This window comes from Micromonospora sp. DT46, assembly GCF_049841735.1.
Classification (GTDB): domain Bacteria; phylum Actinomycetota; class Actinomycetes; order Mycobacteriales; family Micromonosporaceae; genus Micromonospora; species Micromonospora reichwaldensis.
The window spans coordinates 206,393-228,013 of the sequence record NZ_JBNCKW010000009.1; the positions used below are offsets into that span (position 1 = coordinate 206,393).

The window sequence follows — 21,621 nt, forward strand, 5'->3', positions numbered from 1 at the left end:
CCACCATCGTCGGCCCCCGCCTCGGACCACGGTCCGGTGTCGAAGGAGATGCGCGTGACCACACCCAGACGGCTCCGTCTCGCCGTGTCCGTGCTGGTGACCGCAGGCGCCGTCCTGCTCGGCGCGGCCGCCGCCGCGGCGCCGCCCGCGGCTCCCGCGCCGGCCGGGCATCAGGGCTGCGACCCGATCGACCCGACGGCCTGCCTGCTGCCGTTCCCGAACGACTACTTCACGGTGCCGGACCGCAGCAGCCCGACCGGCAAGCGGGTACGGTTCCCGGCCTCCGCGATGCCCGCCAACGTGCAGGGAACCCCGATCGACCCGACGGAATGGAACCGGCAGGACGGGTTCAGTCCCGGCTCGCCGATCCTGGTGCGGGTGCCCGGCCTCGACGCGGCGGCGACCGGGATCGCGCCGGTCACCGACATCGGCCGCTCGTTGGCGCCGGACGCGCCGATCGTGCTGCTCGACGCCCGGACGGGTAGGCGCACGCCGTACTGGGCCGAGCTGGACGCGCACGCGGCCGGCCAGCCGGAGCGGCAGTTACTGATCATCCGGCCGGCGGTGGCGCTGACCGAGGGCAGCCGCTACGTCGTCGGCCTGCGCGGCCTGCGCGACGGCAACGGGGCGCTGATCCCGGCGCCGAAGGCGTTCACGGCGTACGTGACCGGCGCCGGCCTCGGCCACCGGGACCGTCGCGCCCCGCAGATGAAGCGGATCCTCGCCGACCTGACCAGGGCCGGCGTCAAGCGGCACAGCCTCCACCTGGCCTGGGACTTCACCGTGGCCAGCCGGCACGGTCTGACCGGGCGGATGCTGGCGATCCGTGACGGCGCGTTCGCCGCCCTCCGCCGGGCCGCACCGTCGTTCACCGTCACCCAGGTGACCGACTACCCGCCGGAGCAGGAGCCGCTGATCGCCCGGCAGGTGACCGGCACCATCGGCGTACCGTCGTATCTGACCGGCGACGGCGGGCCCGGCTCCCGGCTGCACTACGGGCCGGCCGGCGGCGGCGGAACGCCACGGACGCCGAACGCCCTGCCCACACCGTCCGGCGCGACGGTGGCGGCCGACTTCGTCTGCAACATCCCGCGCAGTGCCTCCGCCGCGAAACCGGCACACCTCTCGCTCTACGGCCACGGCCTGCTCGGCAAGCCGACCGAGATCAACGCCGGCAACGTCAAGACGATGTCGCACACGTACGACTTCACCTTCTGCGCGACCAGCTGGATCGGCATGGCCGCCGCCGACGTCCCCTACGTGGCCGGCGCCTTCACCGACCTCAGCGGCTTCCCCGCGGTGGCCGACCGGTTGCAGCAGAGCTACCTGAACTTCCTCTTCCTGGGCCGGGCGATGATCCACCCGGGCGGGTTCGCCGCCCACCCGGCGTTCCGGGACGCCACCGCACGGCCGCTGATCGACGTGGCCGGCGGGCTGCACTACGACGGCAACAGCCAGGGCGGCATCAACGGCGGCGCGCTCACCGCCATCGCCCAGGACTGGACCCGGTCGGTGCTCGGCGTGCCGGCGATGAACTACTCCACGCTGCTGCAACGCAGCGTGGCCTTCACCCCGTTCCAGACGATCATGGACGGCTACTACCCGGACAAGGTCGACCAGCAGCTGATCCTCGCGCTGCTGCAGATGTTGTGGGACCGCTCCGAGGCCAACGGGTACGCCCAACACATGACCGACCGCCCGCTGCCGGGCACCCCGGCACACCAGGTGCTGATGCACGTGGCCTTCGGCGACCAGCAGGTTTCCCCGGCCGCGGCGGAGGTCCAGGCGCGCACCATCGGCGCCCGCCTGCACACCCCCGCGCTGGCTGACGGCTGGTCACCGGACGTGCGGCCGTACTGGGGCATCGCGCCGATCCGCAGGTACCCGTACACCGGCTCGGCGATGGTGGTCTGGAACAGCGGCGCGGCGTACGCGCCACCGCCGACGAACCTCGCCCCGGCCGGGCCGGAGTACGGCGAGGACTCGCACGAGTTCCCGCGCGCCCAGGCCGCGGCGCAGAGGCAGAAGGCGGCGTTCCTGCTCACCGGCAGGGTGATCGACGTCTGCGGGCGGAAGCCCTGCGCGTGACGCGCTGACCTGTCAGGGCGATCCCACGCCGTCCCGAGTCGCCCGGCCGCAAGCAGATACACGTCTCTGGATCAATGCTGACAGACCGCTGCCCGGGCGGCGGGCCGGCGCCCTAGCGTCACCTCTGCCGGACCCGTGGCGGATGGCCACCGGGCCGGCTCCTGAGGAGGCACGGGTGCGAAGGCGTTACGGCATCATTTCGGCGGCCACCGCCATGCTCTGCGGGCTCGCTCTGGCCGGCACGCCGGCACAGGCGAGCGCGACCACGCCAAACGGGATCCCCGTCGGGGCGGAGGCGACGTTCCACGGCCGACCGATCCGGGACGCGGCGACCGCGCAGGCCCTGGCCGACGCGTACTGGACGCCGGAGCGGATGCGCGCCGCGACGCCGCTGGAACCGTTGGTGGGCGGGGAGGAGCTGGCCGGGGAGGCCGCGGACCGGCCGGGTCGGGTCGGCGAACCGCGCTCGGGGGCGGAGCCGATCGGTCCGCGCGGCACCGGCACGGCGGTCCCTGGTGCCTCGGTCTCGGCCCGCGACGCCTCCGCCGGGGCGGGAACCCAGTCCGTCAATCCCTCACCCGGTGTCGGCCGGGTCTTCTTCACCGCCAACAACGAGGACCACTACTGCTCGGCCAGCGCGATCAACACGGCCAAGGCGAACCTGGTCTCCACCGCCGGACACTGCCTGCACCCCGGCGACGGCTCCGACAACTGGCACACCAACTGGGTCTTCGCCCCGAACTACGCCGACGGCCCGTCCTCCTGGGGACTGTGGAGCGCCCGGAGCATGACCTCCACCAAGGGCTGGGTCGACCACGACATCCTGTGGTGGGACTACGGTTTCGTCACCGTGTGGCCGCGCAACGGCAAGCGACTGGTGGACGTCACCGGCGGGGAGGGCATCAGCTTCAACTACCCGCGCAGCGTCGCCGCCACCCTGCTCGGCTATCCCGGCGCCGCGCCCTTCGACGGCAGGTGGCAGCACTACTGCCAGAGCACGACGAAGGCCGCCGGAACTCAGCGGGTCAAGCTCATGGACTGCCCGCTCAACGAGGGCACCAGCGGCGGGCCGTTCCTGCGGGCGTGGAACAACTCGCAGGGCTTCGGGCACGTGAACTCGGTGGCCTCGTACAAGTTCTCCGGCAACATGTACGGCCCGTACTTCGACGAGGACGTCGCCGACCTCTTCGACTACGCGAAGGCCAAGAACTGACCGGCGTGGGCCGGGCCAGCCGCGCCGGGAGCTGAGGCGTCCGCCGTGGTACCGGCTGCCGCGGCGGCGCCATCGAGATCCTCGGCCGCCCAGGTGGTGGTGTCGATCACCCCTGGGCGGCCGGCCCGGCCCGGCCGGTGCATGGCGCGACCCGTGACATGATGGCGCCCATGGGGAAACAGCAGGACGTCGGCGGACCCGACCGTCACAGTGGGTCAGCTGCCGCCGCGGACGGCGCGACGGGTGGCAGCGTCGACGCGCGGCTCGCCGTCGCGCAGGACCCCACCACGCCACAGATGACCCTCATCGACCTGGCGTCCGACCCGTCGGCCGTGGTCCGTAAGGCCGTCGCGACCCGTACCGACGCGCCCGCGCAGGCACTGCGCCCGCTGACCCGGGACCGTGATCGCGACGTCCGGGAGGCCGTGGCGAGAAACCCCTCGACCTCGATCGGCAATCTTCTGGTGCTCGTCAAGGACGCCGACCGGTGGGTCCGCTGGGCGGTCGCCGGTAATCCGGCCTGCAACGAGTCGGTTCGCCGGGTGATGGCGGAGGCTCCCGACAAGGAGCTTCGCGGCCTCCTCGCGGAGACGCGCGAACTGGAGCCCGAGCTGGCCGCGCGGCTGGTCGACGACGTCTCGCCCGAGGTGCGGGAACGGCTCGCCACCCACACCCACGACCCCGACGTGATCACCGCCCTGATGGCCGACCGCACCGCGCGCGTACGCAAGGGGCTCGCCCGCAACCCGCGGACCACCGCCGCCCAGCGCAGCGCGCTCGCCCAGGATCCCGTGGTGGACGTCCGCGTCGCGCTGGTGCTCGCGGTCGAGCTGGACGACGCGGATCTGCGCCGCCTGGTCGACGACCGGTCGGTGCAGGTGCGGATGGCGTTGGCGACGTCCGAGGTGGTGCCGCCGCACATCCGGCAGGCGCTCGGCGGCGATCCCGACGAGATGGTGGCCGCCGCGGCGCGGGACTTCCGCCCGGGGGCGGGCAACGCCGCGGTGGTACGGGCTCCGCGCATCGGCCACCGGGCCTCCGGAACCGGCCGGGGTCGACCCGGCGGCGCCCGCCGCTGAGGCTGGCGGAGCCGCCGTCAACCGCCCCGCGCGCCTCGCGGCCGTCGCCCGTACCCGATTCCAGGACACCGTCGTGTTCGGGCGGCCACGTGGCAGCACGAGGAACACCGGCGCGAACACCGGATCGTCGAGGGCGTCATTCGCAGCGGTCCTCGCCGCCCCGCCCGTACGGCTCGCAGCAGTCCGGCCGGTGCCGGAACACGATCACGGTGTGACCGTGGCGCTCCTCGCGGTCGCCGGTCCGCTCGTACAGGCAGGCACCCCACCCCACTGTCTCGCCTCGGCCGTCGACCACCTGCCCGTCGCCAGGGCCGTGCCGCAGCAACACCCTCACACCGGCGACGCTACCCGCGCTCGCCGGTGCGCCGTGAGGACTTCCGAACCGAGACCGGGCGTTCCGGGGTGGCTGCGTGGGCGAGGCAGCCCTGCGGATCCGCCCTCCCTGCCCTTGCCCTCGACCACGGTAGGAGCATCGAAATGGCAAGATCGGTGCCTTCGGGCGGGTTCTCGTCGCGTGGCGGTATCCGGGTCGTCCCCAAGGTCGGGGGCGGTGTCCGCGCCGACTCCGGCTGGCCGATGGCGAGGCTACGGGCGGATCAGCACGCCATCACGCTGCGGGAGATCTGGGCCGGTACCTTCGTGGTCACCGCCGACAATCTGATCGCGATCCGGCGATGGCGAAACACCGGGCTGGAGTTCGACGTCGATGATCGCGACGAGTTGTGGATGTTCCGGACACTCGATGTCGAACGACTGGTCAGCCGCCTGTCGACGCTCGGATGGATCGCCGAACGGTGACGCGTCAGATCGGGTGAGGTTCGTAGTGGCGGGGGCGTGCCGGGGCAGCGGTCACGGTGAACCCTCCTGGGTGTCGCAGACCGGCCCTGGTGATCCTTGCCCGCCCGGGTCCGTCAGTGTCTGCCGTCGTCGCCGGCCGAATGCGACGACCGGTTCGGTGGCTTCCGCAACCACAGCCACACCCCGGTCAGGAGGCACGCCGCGCCCAGGAACGCGATCGCCGACTCGGCCAGCTCGGGGAGGTCGTCAAGGAACGGGAACGTGTGCGAGGCGGCCAGCGCCACAAGCGCGATCAAGAACAGAAGGACGGCAAGGACCCGCTGTCGAACCATGGTTGATTGGATCACAGCGGTCGGCGCGGGGACCTCCCGCCTGGGAGGCCCCCGCCGGTCGCTCAGGCGGCGTAGATGTACTTGTTGTTCCCTACCGCCAGCACGGCCGCCGTGGAGCCGCGGACCCCGCTGTTCAGATTGCGCCAGCCGTTGTTGCTGGCCGTCTCGTGCACGTAGCCGCCGGTGACGCTGTAGACCAACTTTGCCCCGTTGAAGTGCAGCGCGGCCAGGGCCGTGCCCTGCGCGCCGGAGACGCCGGTCCACAGGTTGCGCCAGCCCGCGTTGCTGGCCGCCTCGAAGATCCGGCCGCCGTTGAGGGTGTAGACGATCTTCGTGGTGCCCGCCGCGATGGCCGCCACCGCCGAGCCCGGAATGCCGGTGCTGATGTTGCGCCAGCCGTTCGCGCTGCTCGCCTCGTGCACCAAGCCGCCGACGATGCTGTAGACGTACTTGATCCCGTCGATCTCGATCGCCGCGATCGAGGCGGAGCTCACCCCACTGATGCCCGTGCTGATGTTGCGCCAGCCGTTGCCGCTGCTCGCCTCGTGCACCGAGCCACCGACCACGCTGTAGACCAGCTTCACCCCCTTCCAGTTCAACGCGGCCAGCGCGGTGCCCTGTGCGCCGGAGACGCCGGTCCAGAGGTTGCGCCAGCCCGCGTTGCTGGCCGCCTCGAAGATCCGGCCGCCGTTGAGGGTGTAGACGATCTTCGTGGTACTCACCCCGATCGTGGCCACGGCCGAGCCGGTGACCGCGCCTGCGCTGCCGGAGATCGGTAGGGCCTGCCAGCCGTTGAAGCTGGGCGCCTCGAACACCTGACGCGACTGTTGGCCGGGATTCTGCGCGATGTAGACCAGCGGGCTGATCCTGGTGCCCGAGGGGTCGATCATGTGCCAGTGCAGGTGCGGGCCGGTCGAACTGCCGGAGCCGGGCGCGCCGGCGGCACCGCCGGAGCGGCCCACCACCGTGCCCGCGCCGACGCTGGCACCGTCGGCGAGCGAGAACTGCGACAGGTGCATGTACTGGCTGCGGTAGCCGTCACCATGGTGGATCGTGACGGTGTGTCCACCCGTACCGTTGTAGGGGATGTTCTGGATGGTGCCGGCGCCGCAGGCGGGCAGTGCCGTGCCCACGCCCATGCCGTAGTCGATGCCGCCGAGCGAACCGCGGCGGAGGTGACCCTCCCAGGTGTCGGTGACCGGGTACGCGCCGAACGGGTTGTAGATCGTCGGTGCGGCGTGCGCGGTTCCGGGAATCAGCACCCCGCCCACGGTCATGGCGCCCGCGCCCAACGCCGCGGCGCGCAACACGCCACGGCGGCTGATGCCGGGTACGCCCTCGTCGCCGCCCCCGCAGCAACCGGATCCGTCATGCTGATTCATGGAACTCCTTCTGTGATCACGGGTGCCCGCCTCCACTGCCGCGGCGGCCGACGGCGCGTGGTGACGGTGCTGGCCGGCCGGGTCGCTCCCCGCACCGGACGATCGGCAGGTCCCGGTCGAGCCGGGCAGATCCTCGTGGACGGCGCCGACTCGGAGCCGTCGGCCGATCGATCATAGTCAGTGTCATCCCGCAGGTTGACAGCGTGGCGGTCACCGACCCGACAGCCCGGTCCACGAGTGGCCGCTACGGTGGCGGATACCGGCCGTCACCGCAGCCCACCGGAGCCCTCGATGACCGATCCTCAGCTCAGGCGACACAGCCGGGCGGCCGTCGGCGTGGCCGCCGCGCTCCTCCTGCTGCCGGTCGCGCCCGCTCCCGCCAGCGCCGCGGCGGCCACCGGCAGCGTGACGACGACGGTCCAGGACGCCGGCACCGGGGAGCCGGCCCGCGCCTGCGTGAGCCTCGTACCGCTGGACCGCGAACGACTCACCCGGGTGTCCATCGGCGAGAGCCAACTCGGCAGTGTCGGTGGCTGCACCGACGGCCGGGGCGGGATCGAGGTGACCGGGGTGGAGCCGGGACGCTACCGGCTCTTCGCCCAGCCCTACGAGGCGGCACGGTACGGGCGCCAATGGGTCGGCGGGCAGGGCGGCACCGGGGAGCGCCACCGGGCGTGGGTGGTCACTGTGGGCGCCGGTGCCACGACCGCCGCCCCACCGGTCCGACTCGACCCGCCGGGCCGGATCTCGGGCGTACTCACCGACGCGGTGAGCGGGCGTCCGGTCCCGGGTGTCCACGTCGCCGTGGTGCCGTTCGTGCCGCACCCGAAGTACAGCCCCGACACGCCGATCACCGACGACACCGGCCGCTACAGCATCACCGGGCTCGGGCCGTACGACTGGGCCCTGCGGTTCTCCGGCACGGGGATCGCGACCCAGTGGTCCGGTGGCGTCGGCGCCGCCCTGCTGGCCCGGACGGTCCGGGTGCGCCCCGGCGGCACCGCCACGCTTCACCAGGCCCTCCGGTCTCCGACCACCGTGGGCGGCGCGATCCGCACCGACGAGTTGGCGGCCTACAGCACGGTCGTCGCCTTCGACGCCCTCACCGGGGACGTCGTCGGCGCGGTGGACGTCGGCACGTCGTACGGACTCCCGATGCTCCCCGGGCAACTGGTCAAGCTGCGCTGCGACTGCTCCTTCGGGCCCGGACGGTGGTACCCGGCCGGCGACAGGTTCACCGACGGCAACCTCGTGTGGGTGGGGCGGGCGCCGGTCGTCGCCGACTTCGACCTGACCGCCGGCACCGGCGGTTGACGCTCGGCACCGCCCGCCGGTCGACGGATCGAGGCCGTGCCCGCGTTTGGCGGAGGCGCCACCGGCACCCTGCCGTCCGGTGTTTGCTGTCCACATGAGCTTCCCGTCCCACCGGCAGCGCCACCGTCGCTCCTCCCGACGCCTGGTGGCGCGACTGGACGCGGAGCACTACATGCTGCTGATGCTGATCGGGTTCGGCGGCGCGGTCCTCGGCACCCGCGCATTCCTGGCGCTGACCGGCTATCCGCAGGTCGGCGGCGGTACGTTGCACATCTCGCACGCCCTGTGGGGTGGCCTGTCGTTGTTCGTCGCCGCGCTCGTCCCGCTGCTCGTCGTCAACCGGGCCGCGCTGCTCGGGGCGGCGCTGCTGGCCGGAATCGGCACCGGGCTCTTCATCGACGAGGTCGGCAAGTTCATCACCGCCGACAACGACTACTTCTTCCCGGCCGCCGCGCCCATCGCCTACGCGGCCTTCCTCATCGGCGTGTGGCTCTACGTGCGCGCCCGCAGCACACGGGTCGAGGGCACCCGGGCGCAACTGCACGCCGCGCTGGAACTGCTCGGCGAGGCCGTCGACGGGAGGCTCAGCGAACGGGACCGGGCCCAGCTGCGGCGGCGACTCGGCGCCGCCGCCGCGAGTCCGGACGACGACCGGTTGCAGCCGCTGGCCACGGCGCTGCTGGAGTTGGCGGAGCCCGGTGTGCTGCCGCCGTACGAGCACCGGTCAGGACGGATCGCCCGGATCGCGGTCGCCGTGCGGGCGTGGGTGGCGCGGTCGTTGACCCGGGGTCGGCTGCGCGTCGGGCTGGTCCTGGCGCTGGGGCTACTCGGCTTCGCCACGCTCAGCGACCTCATCACGATCGTCGCCGTCGCTCTCGACCTGCGTGACGGAACCACCGAGGGGGTGCTCACCACCGCCAACGAATTCGCCCGCGTCGACATCCAGGACCGCCGCGGGGTGCTGCTCCTGCTCGTCCGGGCGCTGCTGGACGCCGGCGTGGGCACCGCGCTCATCGTGGCCGCCGGGCTGCTGCTGCGCGGGGTGGCTCGCCGTGCCGTGGAGCTCGCCCGGGCCGGCCTGGTCACCTTACTGAGCGTGGTGAACCTGCTGGTGTTCTACCTCGACCAGTTCGCCGCCGCCGTCAGCGCGCTCGGTCAGTTGGCGGTCCTGCTCGCGGTGCAGCGCTACCAGCGGCTGTTCGACCAGCCGGCCGACGCCGAGCGCACCGGCGGCGCTGACGGTGACTGAACGCCTCGGGTTGCCGGGCCAGCCCACGACCGTGCGCGAGCGCCGCGCCGGACGTGATGTCGCCCAGGCTGATGCCGACGGCGGGCGTCCTCAGCGGACCGCGTCGCCCATTCGGGTGACGGCCTCGGTGAGGATCGCCGGCGAGGTGGCGAAGTTGAGCCGTACGAAGCCCGCCCCGCCGGTGCCGAAGACGTGCCCGGAGCTGAGGGCGACCCGCGCGTGGTCGAGGAACATCTTCGCCGGCCCGGCGACGTCGCTGACCACGCCGGCGTCGTCGGCCGGCTGCTCCGTGTCGACGCCCAGCTCCGTGCAGTCCAGCCAGGCGAGGTAGGTGCCCTCGGGTCGGTGGTACGGGACGGCCGGGAGGTGCTTCGCCAGCAGCGTCGCGAGCAGCGCGCGGTTGGCGTCGAGACCGTCGAGGAGGAGGTCGAGCCACGGCCCGCCCTCGCGGAAGGCGACGGTGTGCGCGACGACGCCGAGGTGGCTGGGCCCGTGGCTGACCTCTTCCGGCATGCGGCGGAGGTCGGCCACGGCCTGCGGTCCGGCGACCGCGAGCGCCGCCTTGAGACCGGCCAGGTTCCACGCCTTCGAGGCGGAGACCAGGGCGAACGCGTTCTCGGCGCCGGCCACCGTGAGGTACGGGGTGAAGTGCGCCCCCGGCAGCACCAGGGGAGCGTGGATCTCGTCGGAGACCACCCGTACGCCGTGCCGGTCGGCCAGCGCCGCGACGGTCTCGAGCTCGTCGCGCCGGTGGACGACGCCGGTCGGGTTGTGCGGATTGCACAGCAGGAACGCGGGCCGGCTGCCGTGGGCCCGCGCGCGTCGGAAGGCCTCGTCGAGGGCGGCGGGGTCCATGCGCCGGTCGGGCCCGAGCGGGGCCTCGACGACCCGCCGGTCGGCGTGGGTGACGAAGGCGTAGAAGGGCGGGTAGACGGGGGAGCAGACCACGACCGCGTCGCCGGGGTCGGTGACGAGCCGGAGCACCTCGACGACGCCCATCATCACGTCGGGTACGACCGAGGTGTGCGCGACGCGGAAGTCCCGCCAGCCCCAACGCCGTGCGGCGAAGTCGCCGATCGCCTCCGCGTACGCCGTCCCGTAGGAGTAGCCGGTGTCGCCGAGGTCGACCGCGCGGCGGAGCGCGTCGGCCACGGGGGGAGCGAGGGGCACGTCCATCTCCGCGACCCAGAGCGGGAGCACGTCGGGCGCGAACATGCGCCACTTCACGCTGGTGCGCTGCCGGAGTTCGTCAAGCGTGAGCAGGGTGAGCGGATTCCGGGCCGCCGAGCCGTCGGCGGAGGGGCCAGGGCTTGCCATACCGCCCACCCTAGGGCCAGGTGCCGCCCCCGTCCTGCCCGGCGCCCTCGTCCGGCCCCGGCACCGCTACCAGCGGTTGCGTGCCTCCTCGGCCCAGCCGACCAGCCCGGCCAGGTCGACGCGCTCGCCGTCGTCGGCCGCCGCCCAGCCGGTGAAGTGCCCGAAGCACTGGTGCGTCTCGTTGGCGAGCACACCGAAGTTCGTCCTGGCGATCTTCTCGTGGAAGGGGTGGAACTCCACGGCCACCCGCGCACCGCTGATCCGCCACGGGCGCGACCAGTCGGCGCGGTCGTACTCCCAGCGCAGCTCGTCGCCGATCTTGTGCAGCCGGCCGTCGAGGAAGAGGCCGTTCTCGGTCGAGCCGGTGCCGTCGGTCCACCGACCGCCGAGTTGGATCGCCCGACCCGGGCCGCTGCCGGCGGCCCAGTTCCAGCGGATCGCGTACGGCCACCTGCCGCGGCCGTGGTCGAGCACGGCGAAGGAGTCCGCCTCGGCGATCGGATGGGCCACCCCGTCGACCCGCAGGGTGCCGCGCACCGGCCGGCCGAGGTCCTTGACGGTGTACTGGAACCGGCGGGTGCTCCAGGGCACCACCACGCCGAGCGACTCGTGACCCGCCGGCAGCGACACCACGAGGTCGATCTCCAGACCGGGGGCGGCGGCGCGGATGGTGGTGCCCGACGGCGCCTGATCGATGTCGATCGAGAGCCCGCCGCCACGCACCCGAACGGCGCCCGCCCCGCTGACGGGTGGGAAGAGGGCGCCCCGGGCGAAGGGGACCACCACGTTCCTGTCGATCTCGGCCTTCGTCGCGCGGTCGAGCACGTAGAGGCTGTGCACCCCCGCGTAGTCCAGCGACGAGGCGACCAGGCCGACGATGTGGGTCGGCGTGACGATCCCCCAGTACTCCCAGCGCTTGTTGCGGCCCCAGCCGCGCAGGTTCGCCCGGTGCAGCGGGCGGCGGCTCCAGCCCACGGCGGCGGGATTGAGCCGCCCACCCGCGAGGCACAGGTCGACCGGTTCGGTGATCTCGCTCTCGTGGGTCACGAGGGGGAGGGTAACCGGCCCGCCGCCTCTGCTGCCGGGATCGGCACGGCGGAGGTCATGTCGCGGAGGAAGGCCCTGGTGCCGGGCCGGGTCAGTCGCCCCAGGCGTTGGAGTCCAGGAGCATGTCCCAGGTCAGGTAGGGCAGTTCGGGGTGGCGCTGGTGCAGGATCTCGCCGGGAAGGGTCGCGGCCGGGGCCTTGCGGGGATTGGCGAGTGCCTGCGCCACGATCGCGTCGGTGACGGCCCGGGCGCCGCCGAGGCGGGGATGACGTCGGTGGACGCGGTCGGCGTACTCGGGTGGCACCGGGCTGTTGACGCCCATGAGGTCGATGCTGATTCCCGTCTGGGCGATGCCGATCTCCGGCGGTCGGCGACGCTGGAAGACGGGTGAGTCGCGGAAGCTGCGCGTGGTGTGCATGGCGATCGCGTCCCACACGGTGTCGACCCGGCGGTCGGTGACACCCCGCTCCTCGAGGAACCGGGCGGCGAAGTCGGCGCCGTCCAACTCGAACCGCTGGTCGGAGTTGGCGCGTGCGGTCAGGCCCATGTCGTGCAGGGCGCAGATCAGGAACACGACCTCCTCGTCGTAGTCGCGGCCGGGCCGCCGACCGGCCCGCGCGGCGGCCTCGCGGGCGAACAGGAAACTACGCAGGCTGTGGTTGTGCAGGTAGGCCTCCTGCGCCTCGTCAATCAGTCGGGCCGCCTCACGGGCCAGCCGGGTCGACGGGAAGGACAGGTCGGCGTCCGGCGCGGCGTGGGAGGCGGCCGGGGCGGCGGGCACCAGCCCGGTGAGCATGCCGGCGCCGGCGGCCAGGCCGGTGCCGAGGGCGGTGCGCCGCGAGAAGGAAGGCGTCACGGGTACCTCATCTTTCGGGTGTCGGGTGCGTGGACCGGAAGCGTTGGCGGTACTCGGCCGGGGTGGTGCCGATGCCGCGCAGGAACGCGCGGCGCATGCTGTCGTCCGAGCCGAAGCCGCAGGCACGGGCGATGCGAGCCACCCCGTCGTGGGTGGCTTCGAGCAGGGTCTTCGCGGCCTCGACCCGGACCTGCTCGACGTACCGGATGGGGGTCGTCCCGACCGTCCGGCGGAACAGGCGGGTGAGGTGCCGTTCACTGACCGACGCGTGCGCGGCCATCGTGGCGAGCGTGTGCGGGGCGGCCGGGTCGGTGGCGACGGCGTCCAGGACCCGGCGCAGCGCGCTGCCGGGGGCGGCCGTGGTGTTGCCGCGGACGGTGAACTGGGACTGACCGCCGGGGCGGTGCAGGAAGACCACGAGGTACTTGGCGGTGGTGCGGGCGCGCTCCGGCCCGTGGTCGTCCTCGACCAGCGTCAACGTCAGGTCGATGCCCGCGGTCACGCCGGCCGAGGTGAACAGCGGCCCGTCCCGCACGTAGAGGGCGTCGGGCCGGACGCGGACCGCGGGGAACCGCGATGCGAGGTCGGCGCAGGCCGCCCAGTGGGTGGTGGCCCGGCGGCCGTCGAGCAGGCGCGCCGCCGCGAGCAGGAACGCGCCGGTGCAGATGGCCGCCGTACGGCGGGCGAGCCCGCTGACGCGGGGGAGTTCGGCGACGAGCGCCGGCGGAGGCTGTGCCGCGGCGAGGGAGAGGCCGGGCACCAGCAGCGTGTCGAACCGGTGCCGCACCTGGTGCAGGGCCAACTCGACGTCGAGAGGTACGCCCACGTCCGTGCGTACCGGGCGGCCGTCCACCGAGGCCAGCCGGACCCGGTAGCCGCCGCTGCCGTGCAACACCTGGACGGGCCCCGCCACGTCGAGCAGCACGACGCCGTCGTGCACCACCACGACCACCTCGCGGATCCGGGCGATCTCCACACGAGCAGTCTGGTCATCCTCTGCGGAGGGCCACAAGGACGGCCGGGCCGCACATCCGGACATGGCGGAGCCGTCCCCAGCCAGGGCGCCGTCCGCGGCTCGCGACGCGGCCGCACCCGAGCGCGCGAAACGCGGCGGGCCTTCCGGTCAGGGGGTAACCGTCACCGCGCGTCGCGCAGCCCGAGGACGTACGCCGCAGTGAGCGCGACGGCGCGGTCCTCGTCCTGTGCCAGCTCCGCGAGGGCACGTGACGTCGTGGTCCCCGGGACGTCCGCGAGCGCCTGTGTCAGCCGCCGACGTGCGGACGATCCGACCACTGCCTGGGCGAGGCGGTCGACGAGCCCGGTGGCGATCTGGTCGGCCGACGCGGGATCGGTCGCCAGCGCGCCCAGCGCGTCGGCGGCATCGGCGTCGTTGGTCTCCTCGACGATCATGTCGATGAGCGTCGGGACCGCGTCGGCTGCCCCACGCGCTCCGAGCGCCAGAGCGGCACACCTGCGGACCACGAGGTCCGAGTGCGTGAGGGCGTTCCGCAGCAGCGCCGTCGCCGCACCGCTCGGGATCTCGGCGACGGATCGGACGGCACGTTCGCGCACCTCGGCCACCGGTGAGCCGAGGCCCTCCGCGAGCAGTGCCAGGCCCCCGTCGCCCGACCGCGCCAGCGCCCACCGGAGGGCACCGGCGACGTTCGGGTCCGTCTCGCTCAACGCTGCCTCGACCAGCGCTCCCACCGGCACCGGAACCTCTTCGGTCGAGGACAGGGCCGCGCGTTGGCGCTTGCCGGCGCTCTCCGATCCCAGTGCCTGCAGGAGCGCGACGATCCGGAGGACGCCGTCCCAGCCGGCGGGTTCCGTGGCGTCGATCTGACGGAGTCGGGTGAGCAGTTCCGTCTCCGCCGCGATGCGTTCCCGCGTCCGGCGGATGAGGTCGTCGACGAGCCCCGAGGGCGTGAAGCCGGGATCGTCCAGCGCGCGCCCGACCTCGCGCAGCGACAGCCCCAACGACCGCAGGCTCTCGATGTGGAGGATCCGCCGGATGTCCTCGCCCGAGTACTCCCGATAGCCGGCCCGGGTACGACCCGTCGGCCGCACCAGGCCGAGCGAGTCGTAGTGCCTGAGCATGCGGGCGCTGACGCCGGAGCGCCGTGCCACCTCACCGATCAACAACGCCTGTCAACCCTCCTGGCCGGTCATGCCGAGGGCCACGATGCGCGTCGCCTCGTCGACCGCGAACTCGAGCCCGGCGTCCGGGTCGCGCGACAGCCGTTCCGTGGCGCTGGCGTGCTGACGTACGCAAGGGTCGGGGTCCGTCATCGCGGCGCGCAGGATCGGCGTGACCACCTCGCCGAGCGCGATCAGCGCCCGGCTCAGGCTCAACCGCGTCGCGCGCCCGCCGCGCCCGAACTGCGTCGCCAACACCGCGGCCAACGCGGGTTCCTCACCTTCGGGCACGAGTACGACCGCTGCCCGCCAGGCGCTCCGCGCCACCTCGTCGTCGGCGTCGGTCAGCAGCGCCCGGGTGATCGCGGGCCACGCCTGCCGGTCCCCGATCTTGGACAGCGTGTGCAACGCCTGGCTTCGGGCCTGCGCGCGCTCCGAGCGGAGTTCCTCGACCAGCTTCGGGAGCGTCGTCGGTGCCGGGTGGCGGATGAGCGCCCAGGTCAGCATCTCGCGTACGTGGAAGTCGGACTCGATCGCGCACCGCTCGACGAGCCTGTCGACGAACCGCGGGTCCGGGGTCGTACCGAGCGCCAGCGCTGCCTGCAACCGCACCGACGGGTTGCTGTCCTCCAGCCGCCGGAGCGCTCGCATCGTGTGCGTGTCGTCCTTCGGCACGGTCATCGCGACCACCTCCCCGACCACAGTGAAGACCTTGTCACCGTGTGAAGGTCAAGCGGAGCCACGTCGCGACCGCCAGGCGGACGACCTCCTTCACGCTGCCGCAGGTTCGGACGGGGCCGGCCCGAGGCGCGCCTCCTACTGCCGGGCGTCAGCCGGCCGGCGGCGGGGCGGACGTGACGGGCGGGGGTGGAGGTGACCGGCGGGGCCTACGTGACGGCCGGGGTGGTCGCGGTCTCGGCGAGCGCGGTGCGCAGGACGTCGTGCAGCGGCCCGTCGGGGTGGTCGATCCAGTGCTGGATGGCGACGCGCAGCGAGGCCAGGAAGGTCGCCGCCACGACCCGGGACCGCAGCGCCCGGTCGGGGCCGGTCAACCGTTGGGCGACGTCGTCGGCGAGATCGCGCTCGATGGCGGTGTAGGCCGCGATCTGGTGCGCGACGAGGCCCGGGTGCCCGCGTAGCTGACGGCGGTGCAGCAGCCAGGAGGGCGGGGCGTTGCCGTACGCCTCGACGGCGAGGCGCTCGGCGGCCGCGCTCAGCACGGCCCACGGCGGCGCGTCGGCCGGCTGTCGGCGGACCAGTTCCAGCAGCCGGCGCAGCCGTACGGCGTCACCGTGAAAGACCGCCTCCTCCTTGCTGGAGAAGTAGTTGGAGAACGTCCGGCGGGAGACGTTCGCGGCGTCGGCGATGGCCTCCACGGTGACCCGGTCGAGCCCGTGTTCCGTGGCGAGGCGCAGGGCGGCCTCGTGCAGGGCGAGGCGGGTGGCCGCCTTCTTGCGCTCCCGCAGCCCGGTGGTCTCCTCCATGGGCGACAGCCTACGGGGCGGTGACTCAGTTCTCATCGCGCAAACTTGCACTGTGAGCAAGATCGGCAGATGCTTGTGTGCGGCAACCATCTGCGACAAGGGAGGCGGCGTGGAAACTGCCGGCCGCGAGCTCGGTGCGAGGCTGTCCGAGCTGATCCGGAGCGTACGGCTGATCAAACGGCACCGGGCCGACGTCCGGCCGGCCGTGCCGGTCGGCCTCGCCGGCCTCCTCATGCAGATCGAGAAGCTGCCTGCCGACTGCCACGCCCGGGAGCTGGCGGCCCGTAGCGGGCTCGACCCGTCGACCGTCAGCCGCGCCGTCGCCTCGCTCGTCAGCCACGGCCTGGTCGAGCGGCGCGCCGACCCCGCCGACAAGCGGGCCAGCCTGCTGACCGTCACCCCGGCCGGGCGGGCCGCCCTGACCGACACCTACGACTGGTACGGCCGGATCCTCGACACCGCGCTCGCCGACTGGACCCCCGCGGAGGTGGCGGCGTTCGCCACCGCGCTCGGCCGGTTCACCCGCGACATCGAGACCGTCCTCGGACACCACGACAACCTGGAGGCCGCGCGATGAGCGCACCCACCACCACGGCCGGCGACGCGCCGATGACACACCGGCAGACGCTGGAGGCCCTCAGCGGCCTGCTGCTGGTGCTGTTCGTCGCGATGCTCAGCGGCACCGTCGTCTCGACGGCGCTGCCGAACATCATCGGCGCGTTGAACGGGTCGCAGACCCAGTACACCTGGGTGGTCACCGCCACCCTGCTCACCGCGACCGCGACCACCCCGATCTGGGGCAAGCTCGCCGACCTGTTCAACAAGAAGCTCCTGGTCCAGATCGCCATCGTCGTCTTCCTGGTCGGCTCGGTGATCGCCGGCTTCGCCCAGACGGCCGGTCAGCTCATCGCCGCCCGCGCGTTCCAGGGCATCGGCGTCGGCGGCCTCCAGGCACTCGTCCAGGTCGCCATCGCCGCGATGATCCCGCCCCGGGAGCGCGGCCGGTACAACGGCTACCTCGGTGGCGTCATGGCGGTGGCGACGGTCGGTGGCCCGCTGCTGGGCGGGCTCATCGTCGACACGTCCTGGCTCGGCTGGCGCTGGTGCTTCTTCGTCGGGGTCCCCGTCGCCGCCATTGCGCTGGTCCTCCTCCAGTTCACCCTGCGCCTGCCGACGGTCCGCCGCGAGAACGTCAAGATCGACTACCTGGGCGCGGCCCTGATCGCCGCCGGCGTCAGCGTGCTGCTCATCTGGATCTCCTTCGTCGACGACTCGTTCGCCTGGGCCTCCTGGCAGACCGCCGCCATGGTGGGCGGTGCGGTCGTGCTGCTCGCCCTGGCCGTCTGGGTGGAGTCGCGGGCCGACGAGCCGGTCGTCCCGCTCGATCTCGTCCGCCAGCGGACCACCGCCCTGGCCATCCTGGGCAGCCTGGCGGTCGGCATGGCGATGTTCGGCGGCGCCGTCTTCCTCGGCCAGTACTTCCAGATCGGCCGCGGCTACAGCCCGACCGAGGCCGGGCTGCTCACCATCCCGATGATGGCCGGCGTCCTCGGATCGTCGATCATCGCGGGCCGGCTGATCACGAAGACCGGGAAGATCAAGCCGTACATCGTGTTCGGCGCGATCGTGCTCGTCATCGGGTTCGCCCTGCTCGGCACCATCGACCACCAGACCTCGCTGGTGCTGGTCGGCGCGGCCATGTTCATCGTCGGCGTCGGGGTCGGCATGACGATGCAGAACCTCGTCCTCGCCGTGCAGAACACCGTCTCGCTCCGGGACATCGGCGCGGCCAGCTCGACCGTCGCGTTCTTCCGCTCGCTCGGCGGCACGATCGGAGTGTCGGTGCTCGGCGCGGTCCTCGCCCGACGGGTGACCGACCAGATCACCGCCGACCTCTCCGCCGCCGGCATCCCCGCCTCCGGCAGCGCGGGAGCCGGCAGCCTGAACCTCGACGCCATGCCCGGCGCGGTCCAGCAGATCGTCCGCGCGGCGTACGGGGACGCCACCGGCCACATCTTCCTCATCTCCGCCGCGATCGCCGTCGTCGGCATCATCGCCGCGGTGCTGTTGAAGCCGGTCGGCCTGCGCAGCAGCCTGGACCTGCCCGATCCCGCCAGGTCGACGGCCGTGGCCGCCGACGCCGTCGACGGTGCTCCGGCCTTCGACCAGGTCACGGTGGACGCCGACGGTCGGGAGGCGCCGGCGCGCCGCTGACGCGGGACCCACGACGGCGGGGCCGCCACCATCCGAGGATGGTGCCGGCCCCGCCGTCGTCGGGCATCCGGCGACCGGCGGGCGACGATCGGAAGCCGGCGTGTCCCTGTGGTAGAAATGCCGGATGTCCGGCATGCGATTCCAGCTTCTGGGACCGCTCGAGGTGCAGGTCGACGACCGGCCCGTGCCGCTCGGCACGGTGAAGCAGCGGCTACTCTGCGCCACCCTGCTGCTGGACCCGAACGAGGTGCTGCACACCGAACACCTCGCCGAGACGCTGTGGGACGAGCCGCGGCCCGCCTCAGCGGCGGCCAACCTGAGGACGTACGCCCACGGGCTGCGCCAGGCGCTGCGCGACCAGCCGGACGGCGCGAGCCGGCTGCACACCGGCACCGGCGGCTACCTGCTCGCGGTGCGCCCGGGTGAGCGCGACCTCGACGAGTTCGAGGAGTCGGCGCAACAGGGCCGCGACGCCCGTGCCCGGGGCGACCTGCGGCAGGCCGAGGCGAGTCTGGCCCACGCGCTCACCCTCTGGCGCGACTCGCCGCTCGCCGGGCTGCCGCTGCCCCGCGCGATGGCGGCACGCCTGACGCGCCTGCACGAGCAGCGCCTCATGGTCGAGGAGGAACACGTCCAGGCCAAACTCGACCTGGGCGCCTCCGCCGAACTGGTCGGTCGGCTGCGCGAGCACGTCGAGACCCACCCGCTGCGGCAACGCGGCTGGGGTCAGCTGATGACCGCGCTCTACCGTACGGGCGACGTGGCCGGTGCCGTCGACGCGTACCTGCGGGCCCGGCGGATGCTGGCCGACCAGCTCGGCATCGATCCCAGCCCCTCGCTGGAGGCGCTCTACCGCGACATCCTCGACCACCGCCCGCACCTGGTCGGCGAGCCGCAGCGCCCGCCGCCCGCGCGGATCGTGGTCCGCGGACTGCCTCCCGCCGTCGACACCTTCGTCGGCCGGCGGGCCGAGATCGACGCCGTGTGCGGCTGGCTCGGCGGATCCGCGACGAGCGCGGTCGTCGCCCTGCACGGCCCGGGAGGGGCCGGCAAGTCGGCGCTGGCCGTCCGGATCGCGCACCAGCTCGCCGACCGGTACCCGGGCGGCACGCTCTACGTGGACCTGCAGGGTGCGGACGCCGACCTGCCGCCCCTGAGGCCGGTCGACGTCCTCGGCCGGTTCCTCCGCGCGCTCGGCATGCCGGGCGGTGCGGTGCCGTCCGACGTCGGCGAGGCCACCGTCGCCTACCGGTCCGAGATCGCGGGCCGCGGCGTGCTCGTCGTCCTCGACAACGCCCGGGACGCCGCCCAGGTCAGGGCACTTCTGCCGGCGGACGGTTCCTGCGGTGTCGTGGTGACGAGCCGGCGGATGCTCGCGACGCTGCCCAACGGCCGACACCTGGCCGTGGGGCTGCTGTCCCGCACGGAGGCGGTCGGGCTGCTCGCGGGCGAGTGCGGCGCCGACCGGGTGGCGGCCGAGCCGGACGCGGCCGCCCGCCTGGTGGAACTCTGCGGCATGCTGCCGCTGGCGATCCGGATCGTCGGCGCCCGCCTGGCCAGCCGGCCGGAGTGGCCGATCGCCCGTCTGGTGGAGCGCCTCGCCGATCCCGGGCTGCGCCTCAGCGAGCTGGAGTTCGACGACCTCAGTGTCCGGCCGTCCATCGCGCTCACCTACGCCGCCCTGTCCGACGGCGGCGCCCGGGGGCAGCTCTGCGCCCGGGCCTTCCGGCTGGTCGGCAGCACCCGCCTGCCGACCGTCACCGCCCGCGCCGTCGCCGCCCTCCTCGGCGAGCCGCCCGCGCTCGCCGAGAGTCTCCTGGAACGGCTCGCCGACGAGCGCCTGGTGGAGCCCCGGGAACCGGGCGTCTACGGCATCCACGACCTGGTCCGGCTGTACGCCGTCGAACGGGCCGAGGACGAGCCGGCGGACGACCGGGAGGCCGGGCTGCGGCGGCTGCTGGAGACGTACGTGCAGGGCGCCCGGGAACTCGAGCGGATGACCAACGCCGGACACTGTTTCGGACCGGCGGGGACACCGGCGTGCGGGTGGGCCCCGACCGGCGTCGGCGACCAGGACCGACCCGCCTGGCAGGACCTGCCGGAGAGCCCCGCGCAGGCGGCGCGGTGGCTGGCCGAGGAACACCTCAACGTCCTGGCCGCCTTCCGGCAGGCGTCCACCTCCACCACCGGCACCGCGACGCTCGCCGCCGCGCTGGCCTGGGCGAGCGTCGCCGCGTTGCGGCGGTACGGCTACCGCCAGGAGGCGCTCACCCTGGTCGACGGCGCGGTCGCCACCACCGGGCGGCTCGGCCTCACGCTCGAACACTGCGCCGCGCTGTTCTACCGGGCGACGTTGCACACGGGCAGCGCCGAACCGTCGGTGGTCGAAGCGGATCTGCTGCGCTGCCTCGAGCTGCTCCGGCCGCTCGGGGACCGGGAGCAGATCTCCATCTGCCTGGAGGCGCTCGGCAACCTGCGCCACCGGATGGGCGACGTGCCGCTTGCGCTCCGCCACCACGACGAGGCGCTCGCGCTGCGCCGGGAGTCGGGCCAACTGCTCATGATCGGCGCGGCCCTGAGCAGTTCCGCCCCGGTTCGCCTGTCGGCGGGAGCCGAGAAGGAGGCGCTCGCGGACGTCGAGGAGGCGCTGCGCATCGCCCGCGACGTCGACGCCGTCGGCCTGCGGGGCGCCGCCCTCGGCGCACGGGGCCAACTGCTGTGCCGTACCGGGCAGTGGTCGGAGGCCCGCGAGTGCCTCGACGAGGCGATGGCCATCGCCGAGTGGTCCGAGGACCTGCCGTCGCGCTGCGAGGCGTTGCTGTCCCGCGCGGCGGCCCACCTCGGGCTCGCCGACCACGCCGCCGCCGCCCGCGACGCCGACGAGGCGGGGACGGTGGCCGTCCGGATCGGCGACCGCTACCTGCGGGCCGTCGCGCGGCAGGCACAGGGCCGGATCGCCCGCGCGGCCGGGGACCGCAGCGCCGCGTCCATCCTGGAGACCGAGGCGCGGGACCTGCTCGGTCCGCTGTCCGGCTACCGGGATCCGCAGTACGCCGACCACTTCGGCCGACTCTGAGCCTGCGGGAGCCGACCGCTCCGCGGGTGGCGGGTG

General features: G+C 73.4%; 19 protein-coding genes. 9 read left to right on the forward strand and 10 right to left on the reverse strand.

Annotated elements, in window-relative coordinates; translation table 11 throughout:
• Positions 1-48 precede the first annotated feature (48 nt).
• The 3 genes from ACLQ20_RS25310 (at position 49) to ACLQ20_RS25320 (ending at position 4,380) form a co-directional block, all read left to right on the forward strand.
• Entirely contained in the window at positions 49-2,088 is a 2,040-nt protein-coding gene (locus ACLQ20_RS25310) for a hypothetical protein (RefSeq protein ID WP_425857879.1), read from the forward strand.
• A 175-nt stretch (positions 2,089-2,263) separates the two neighbouring features.
• Positions 2,264-3,301, forward strand: a complete 1,038-nt coding sequence (locus ACLQ20_RS25315) for a trypsin-like serine peptidase (RefSeq protein ID WP_425857880.1) — start codon at positions 2,264-2,266, stop codon at positions 3,299-3,301.
• Between the two features lie 170 nt (positions 3,302-3,471).
• Positions 3,472-4,380, forward strand: coding sequence for a hypothetical protein (locus tag ACLQ20_RS25320; protein ID WP_425857881.1), 909 nt, complete (start codon positions 3,472-3,474; stop codon positions 4,378-4,380).
• 136 nt (positions 4,381-4,516) lie between these two features.
• On the opposite strand, the gene ACLQ20_RS25325 is transcribed toward ACLQ20_RS25320, so the two are convergent.
• Positions 4,517-4,714 carry a hypothetical protein gene (locus ACLQ20_RS25325; RefSeq protein ID WP_425857882.1) on the reverse strand — a complete coding sequence of 66 codons (198 nt, stop codon included), beginning with the start codon at positions 4,712-4,714 and terminating at the stop codon, positions 4,517-4,519.
• 143 nt (positions 4,715-4,857) lie between these two features.
• Here ACLQ20_RS25325 and ACLQ20_RS25330 point away from each other — a divergent pair, with 143 nt between their 5' ends.
• Complete coding sequence (locus ACLQ20_RS25330; protein ID WP_327027968.1) at positions 4,858-5,178, forward strand: hypothetical protein; 321 nt, start codon at positions 4,858-4,860, stop codon at positions 5,176-5,178.
• 113 nt (positions 5,179-5,291) lie between these two features.
• Here ACLQ20_RS25330 and ACLQ20_RS25335 read toward each other — a convergent pair whose 3' ends face one another.
• Together ACLQ20_RS25335 and ACLQ20_RS25340 are read right to left on the reverse strand one after the other, a co-directional pair.
• A complete protein-coding gene (locus ACLQ20_RS25335) occupies positions 5,292-5,474 on the reverse strand; it encodes a hypothetical protein (RefSeq protein ID WP_327027969.1) in 183 nt (60 codons plus the stop codon).
• Between the two features lie 98 nt (positions 5,475-5,572).
• Entirely contained in the window at positions 5,573-6,892 is a 1,320-nt protein-coding gene (locus tag ACLQ20_RS25340) for a M23 family metallopeptidase (protein ID WP_425857883.1), read from the reverse strand.
• 291 nt (positions 6,893-7,183) lie between these two features.
• Between ACLQ20_RS25340 and ACLQ20_RS25345 the strand changes: the two genes are divergently transcribed.
• Entirely contained in the window at positions 7,184-8,206 is a 1,023-nt protein-coding gene (locus ACLQ20_RS25345) for a carboxypeptidase regulatory-like domain-containing protein (RefSeq protein ID WP_425857884.1), read from the forward strand.
• Positions 8,207-8,300: 94 nt separating this feature from the next.
• Entirely contained in the window at positions 8,301-9,455 is a 1,155-nt protein-coding gene (locus ACLQ20_RS25350; RefSeq protein ID WP_358120418.1) for a hypothetical protein, read from the forward strand.
• Positions 9,456-9,545: 90 nt separating this feature from the next.
• Here the strand turns inward: ACLQ20_RS25350 and ACLQ20_RS25355 are convergent, their stop codons facing one another.
• From ACLQ20_RS25355 to ACLQ20_RS25385, 7 genes are all read right to left on the reverse strand, one after another.
• Positions 9,546-10,772 carry a MalY/PatB family protein gene (locus ACLQ20_RS25355; protein ID WP_425857885.1) on the reverse strand — a complete coding sequence of 409 codons (1,227 nt, stop codon included), beginning with the start codon at positions 10,770-10,772 and terminating at the stop codon, positions 9,546-9,548.
• 66 nt (positions 10,773-10,838) lie between these two features.
• Positions 10,839-11,819 carry a DUF2804 domain-containing protein gene (locus ACLQ20_RS25360; protein WP_425857886.1) on the reverse strand — a complete coding sequence of 327 codons (981 nt, stop codon included), beginning with the start codon at positions 11,817-11,819 and terminating at the stop codon, positions 10,839-10,841.
• Positions 11,820-11,910: 91 nt separating this feature from the next.
• Positions 11,911-12,675, reverse strand: a complete 765-nt coding sequence (locus ACLQ20_RS25365; protein ID WP_425857887.1) for an HD domain-containing protein — start codon at positions 12,673-12,675, stop codon at positions 11,911-11,913.
• Positions 12,676-12,682: 7 nt separating this feature from the next.
• Positions 12,683-13,651 (reverse strand): GlxA family transcriptional regulator, encoded by a 969-nt coding sequence (locus ACLQ20_RS25370; protein ID WP_425857888.1) that lies wholly within the window; start codon positions 13,649-13,651, stop codon positions 12,683-12,685.
• Positions 13,652-13,812: 161 nt separating this feature from the next.
• Complete coding sequence (locus ACLQ20_RS25375) at positions 13,813-14,817, reverse strand: HEAT repeat domain-containing protein (RefSeq protein ID WP_425857889.1); 1,005 nt, start codon at positions 14,815-14,817, stop codon at positions 13,813-13,815.
• A gap of 6 nt (positions 14,818-14,823) precedes the next feature.
• Positions 14,824-15,492: a HEAT repeat domain-containing protein gene (locus tag ACLQ20_RS25380; protein ID WP_425857890.1), complete on the reverse strand. Its 669-nt coding sequence runs from the start codon at positions 15,490-15,492 to the stop codon at positions 14,824-14,826.
• 206 nt (positions 15,493-15,698) lie between these two features.
• Positions 15,699-16,295 (reverse strand): TetR/AcrR family transcriptional regulator, encoded by a 597-nt coding sequence (locus ACLQ20_RS25385; RefSeq protein WP_151452669.1) that lies wholly within the window; start codon positions 16,293-16,295, stop codon positions 15,699-15,701.
• A gap of 109 nt (positions 16,296-16,404) precedes the next feature.
• On the opposite strand from ACLQ20_RS25385, the gene ACLQ20_RS25390 reads away from it, so the two are divergent.
• The 3 genes from ACLQ20_RS25390 to ACLQ20_RS25400 all read left to right on the forward strand — a co-directional run bounded on the left by ACLQ20_RS25390 (position 16,405) and on the right by ACLQ20_RS25400 (position 21,585).
• Positions 16,405-16,872: a MarR family winged helix-turn-helix transcriptional regulator gene (locus tag ACLQ20_RS25390; RefSeq protein WP_225851923.1), complete on the forward strand. Its 468-nt coding sequence runs from the start codon at positions 16,405-16,407 to the stop codon at positions 16,870-16,872.
• Positions 16,869-18,509 (forward strand): MDR family MFS transporter, encoded by a 1,641-nt coding sequence (locus ACLQ20_RS25395; protein WP_425857891.1) that lies wholly within the window; start codon positions 16,869-16,871, stop codon positions 18,507-18,509. The genes ACLQ20_RS25390 and ACLQ20_RS25395 overlap by 4 nt, the downstream gene beginning before the upstream one ends.
• A gap of 133 nt (positions 18,510-18,642) precedes the next feature.
• Positions 18,643-21,585: an AfsR/SARP family transcriptional regulator gene (locus ACLQ20_RS25400; protein WP_327027988.1), complete on the forward strand. Its 2,943-nt coding sequence runs from the start codon at positions 18,643-18,645 to the stop codon at positions 21,583-21,585.
• Positions 21,586-21,621: the final 36 nt, after the last annotated feature.

What these genes read in the sequence shown, in the direction of transcription:
- ACLQ20_RS25310 (WP_425857879.1), top strand. Translation starts at nt 49, where the DNA reads ATGCGCGTGACCACACCCAGACGGCTCCGTCTCGCCGTGTCCGTGCTG.
- ACLQ20_RS25320 (WP_425857881.1), top strand. Translation starts at nt 3,472, where the DNA reads ATGGGGAAACAGCAGGACGTCGGCGGACCCGACCGTCACAGTGGGTCA.
- ACLQ20_RS25330 (WP_327027968.1), top strand. Translation starts at nt 4,858, where the DNA reads ATGGCAAGATCGGTGCCTTCGGGCGGGTTCTCGTCGCGTGGCGGTATC.
- ACLQ20_RS25340 (WP_425857883.1), bottom strand. Translation starts at nt 6,892, where the DNA reads ATGAATCAGCATGACGGATCCGGTTGCTGCGGGGGCGGCGACGAGGGC.
- ACLQ20_RS25345 (WP_425857884.1), top strand. Translation starts at nt 7,184, where the DNA reads ATGACCGATCCTCAGCTCAGGCGACACAGCCGGGCGGCCGTCGGCGTG.
- ACLQ20_RS25350 (WP_358120418.1), top strand. Translation starts at nt 8,301, where the DNA reads ATGAGCTTCCCGTCCCACCGGCAGCGCCACCGTCGCTCCTCCCGACGC.
- ACLQ20_RS25355 (WP_425857885.1), bottom strand. Translation starts at nt 10,772, where the DNA reads ATGGCAAGCCCTGGCCCCTCCGCCGACGGCTCGGCGGCCCGGAATCCG.
- ACLQ20_RS25380 (WP_425857890.1), bottom strand. Translation starts at nt 15,492, where the DNA reads ATGACCGTGCCGAAGGACGACACGCACACGATGCGAGCGCTCCGGCGG.
- ACLQ20_RS25385 (WP_151452669.1), bottom strand. Translation starts at nt 16,295, where the DNA reads ATGGAGGAGACCACCGGGCTGCGGGAGCGCAAGAAGGCGGCCACCCGC.
- ACLQ20_RS25395 (WP_425857891.1), top strand. Translation starts at nt 16,869, where the DNA reads ATGAGCGCACCCACCACCACGGCCGGCGACGCGCCGATGACACACCGG.
- ACLQ20_RS25400 (WP_327027988.1), top strand. Translation starts at nt 18,643, where the DNA reads ATGCGATTCCAGCTTCTGGGACCGCTCGAGGTGCAGGTCGACGACCGG.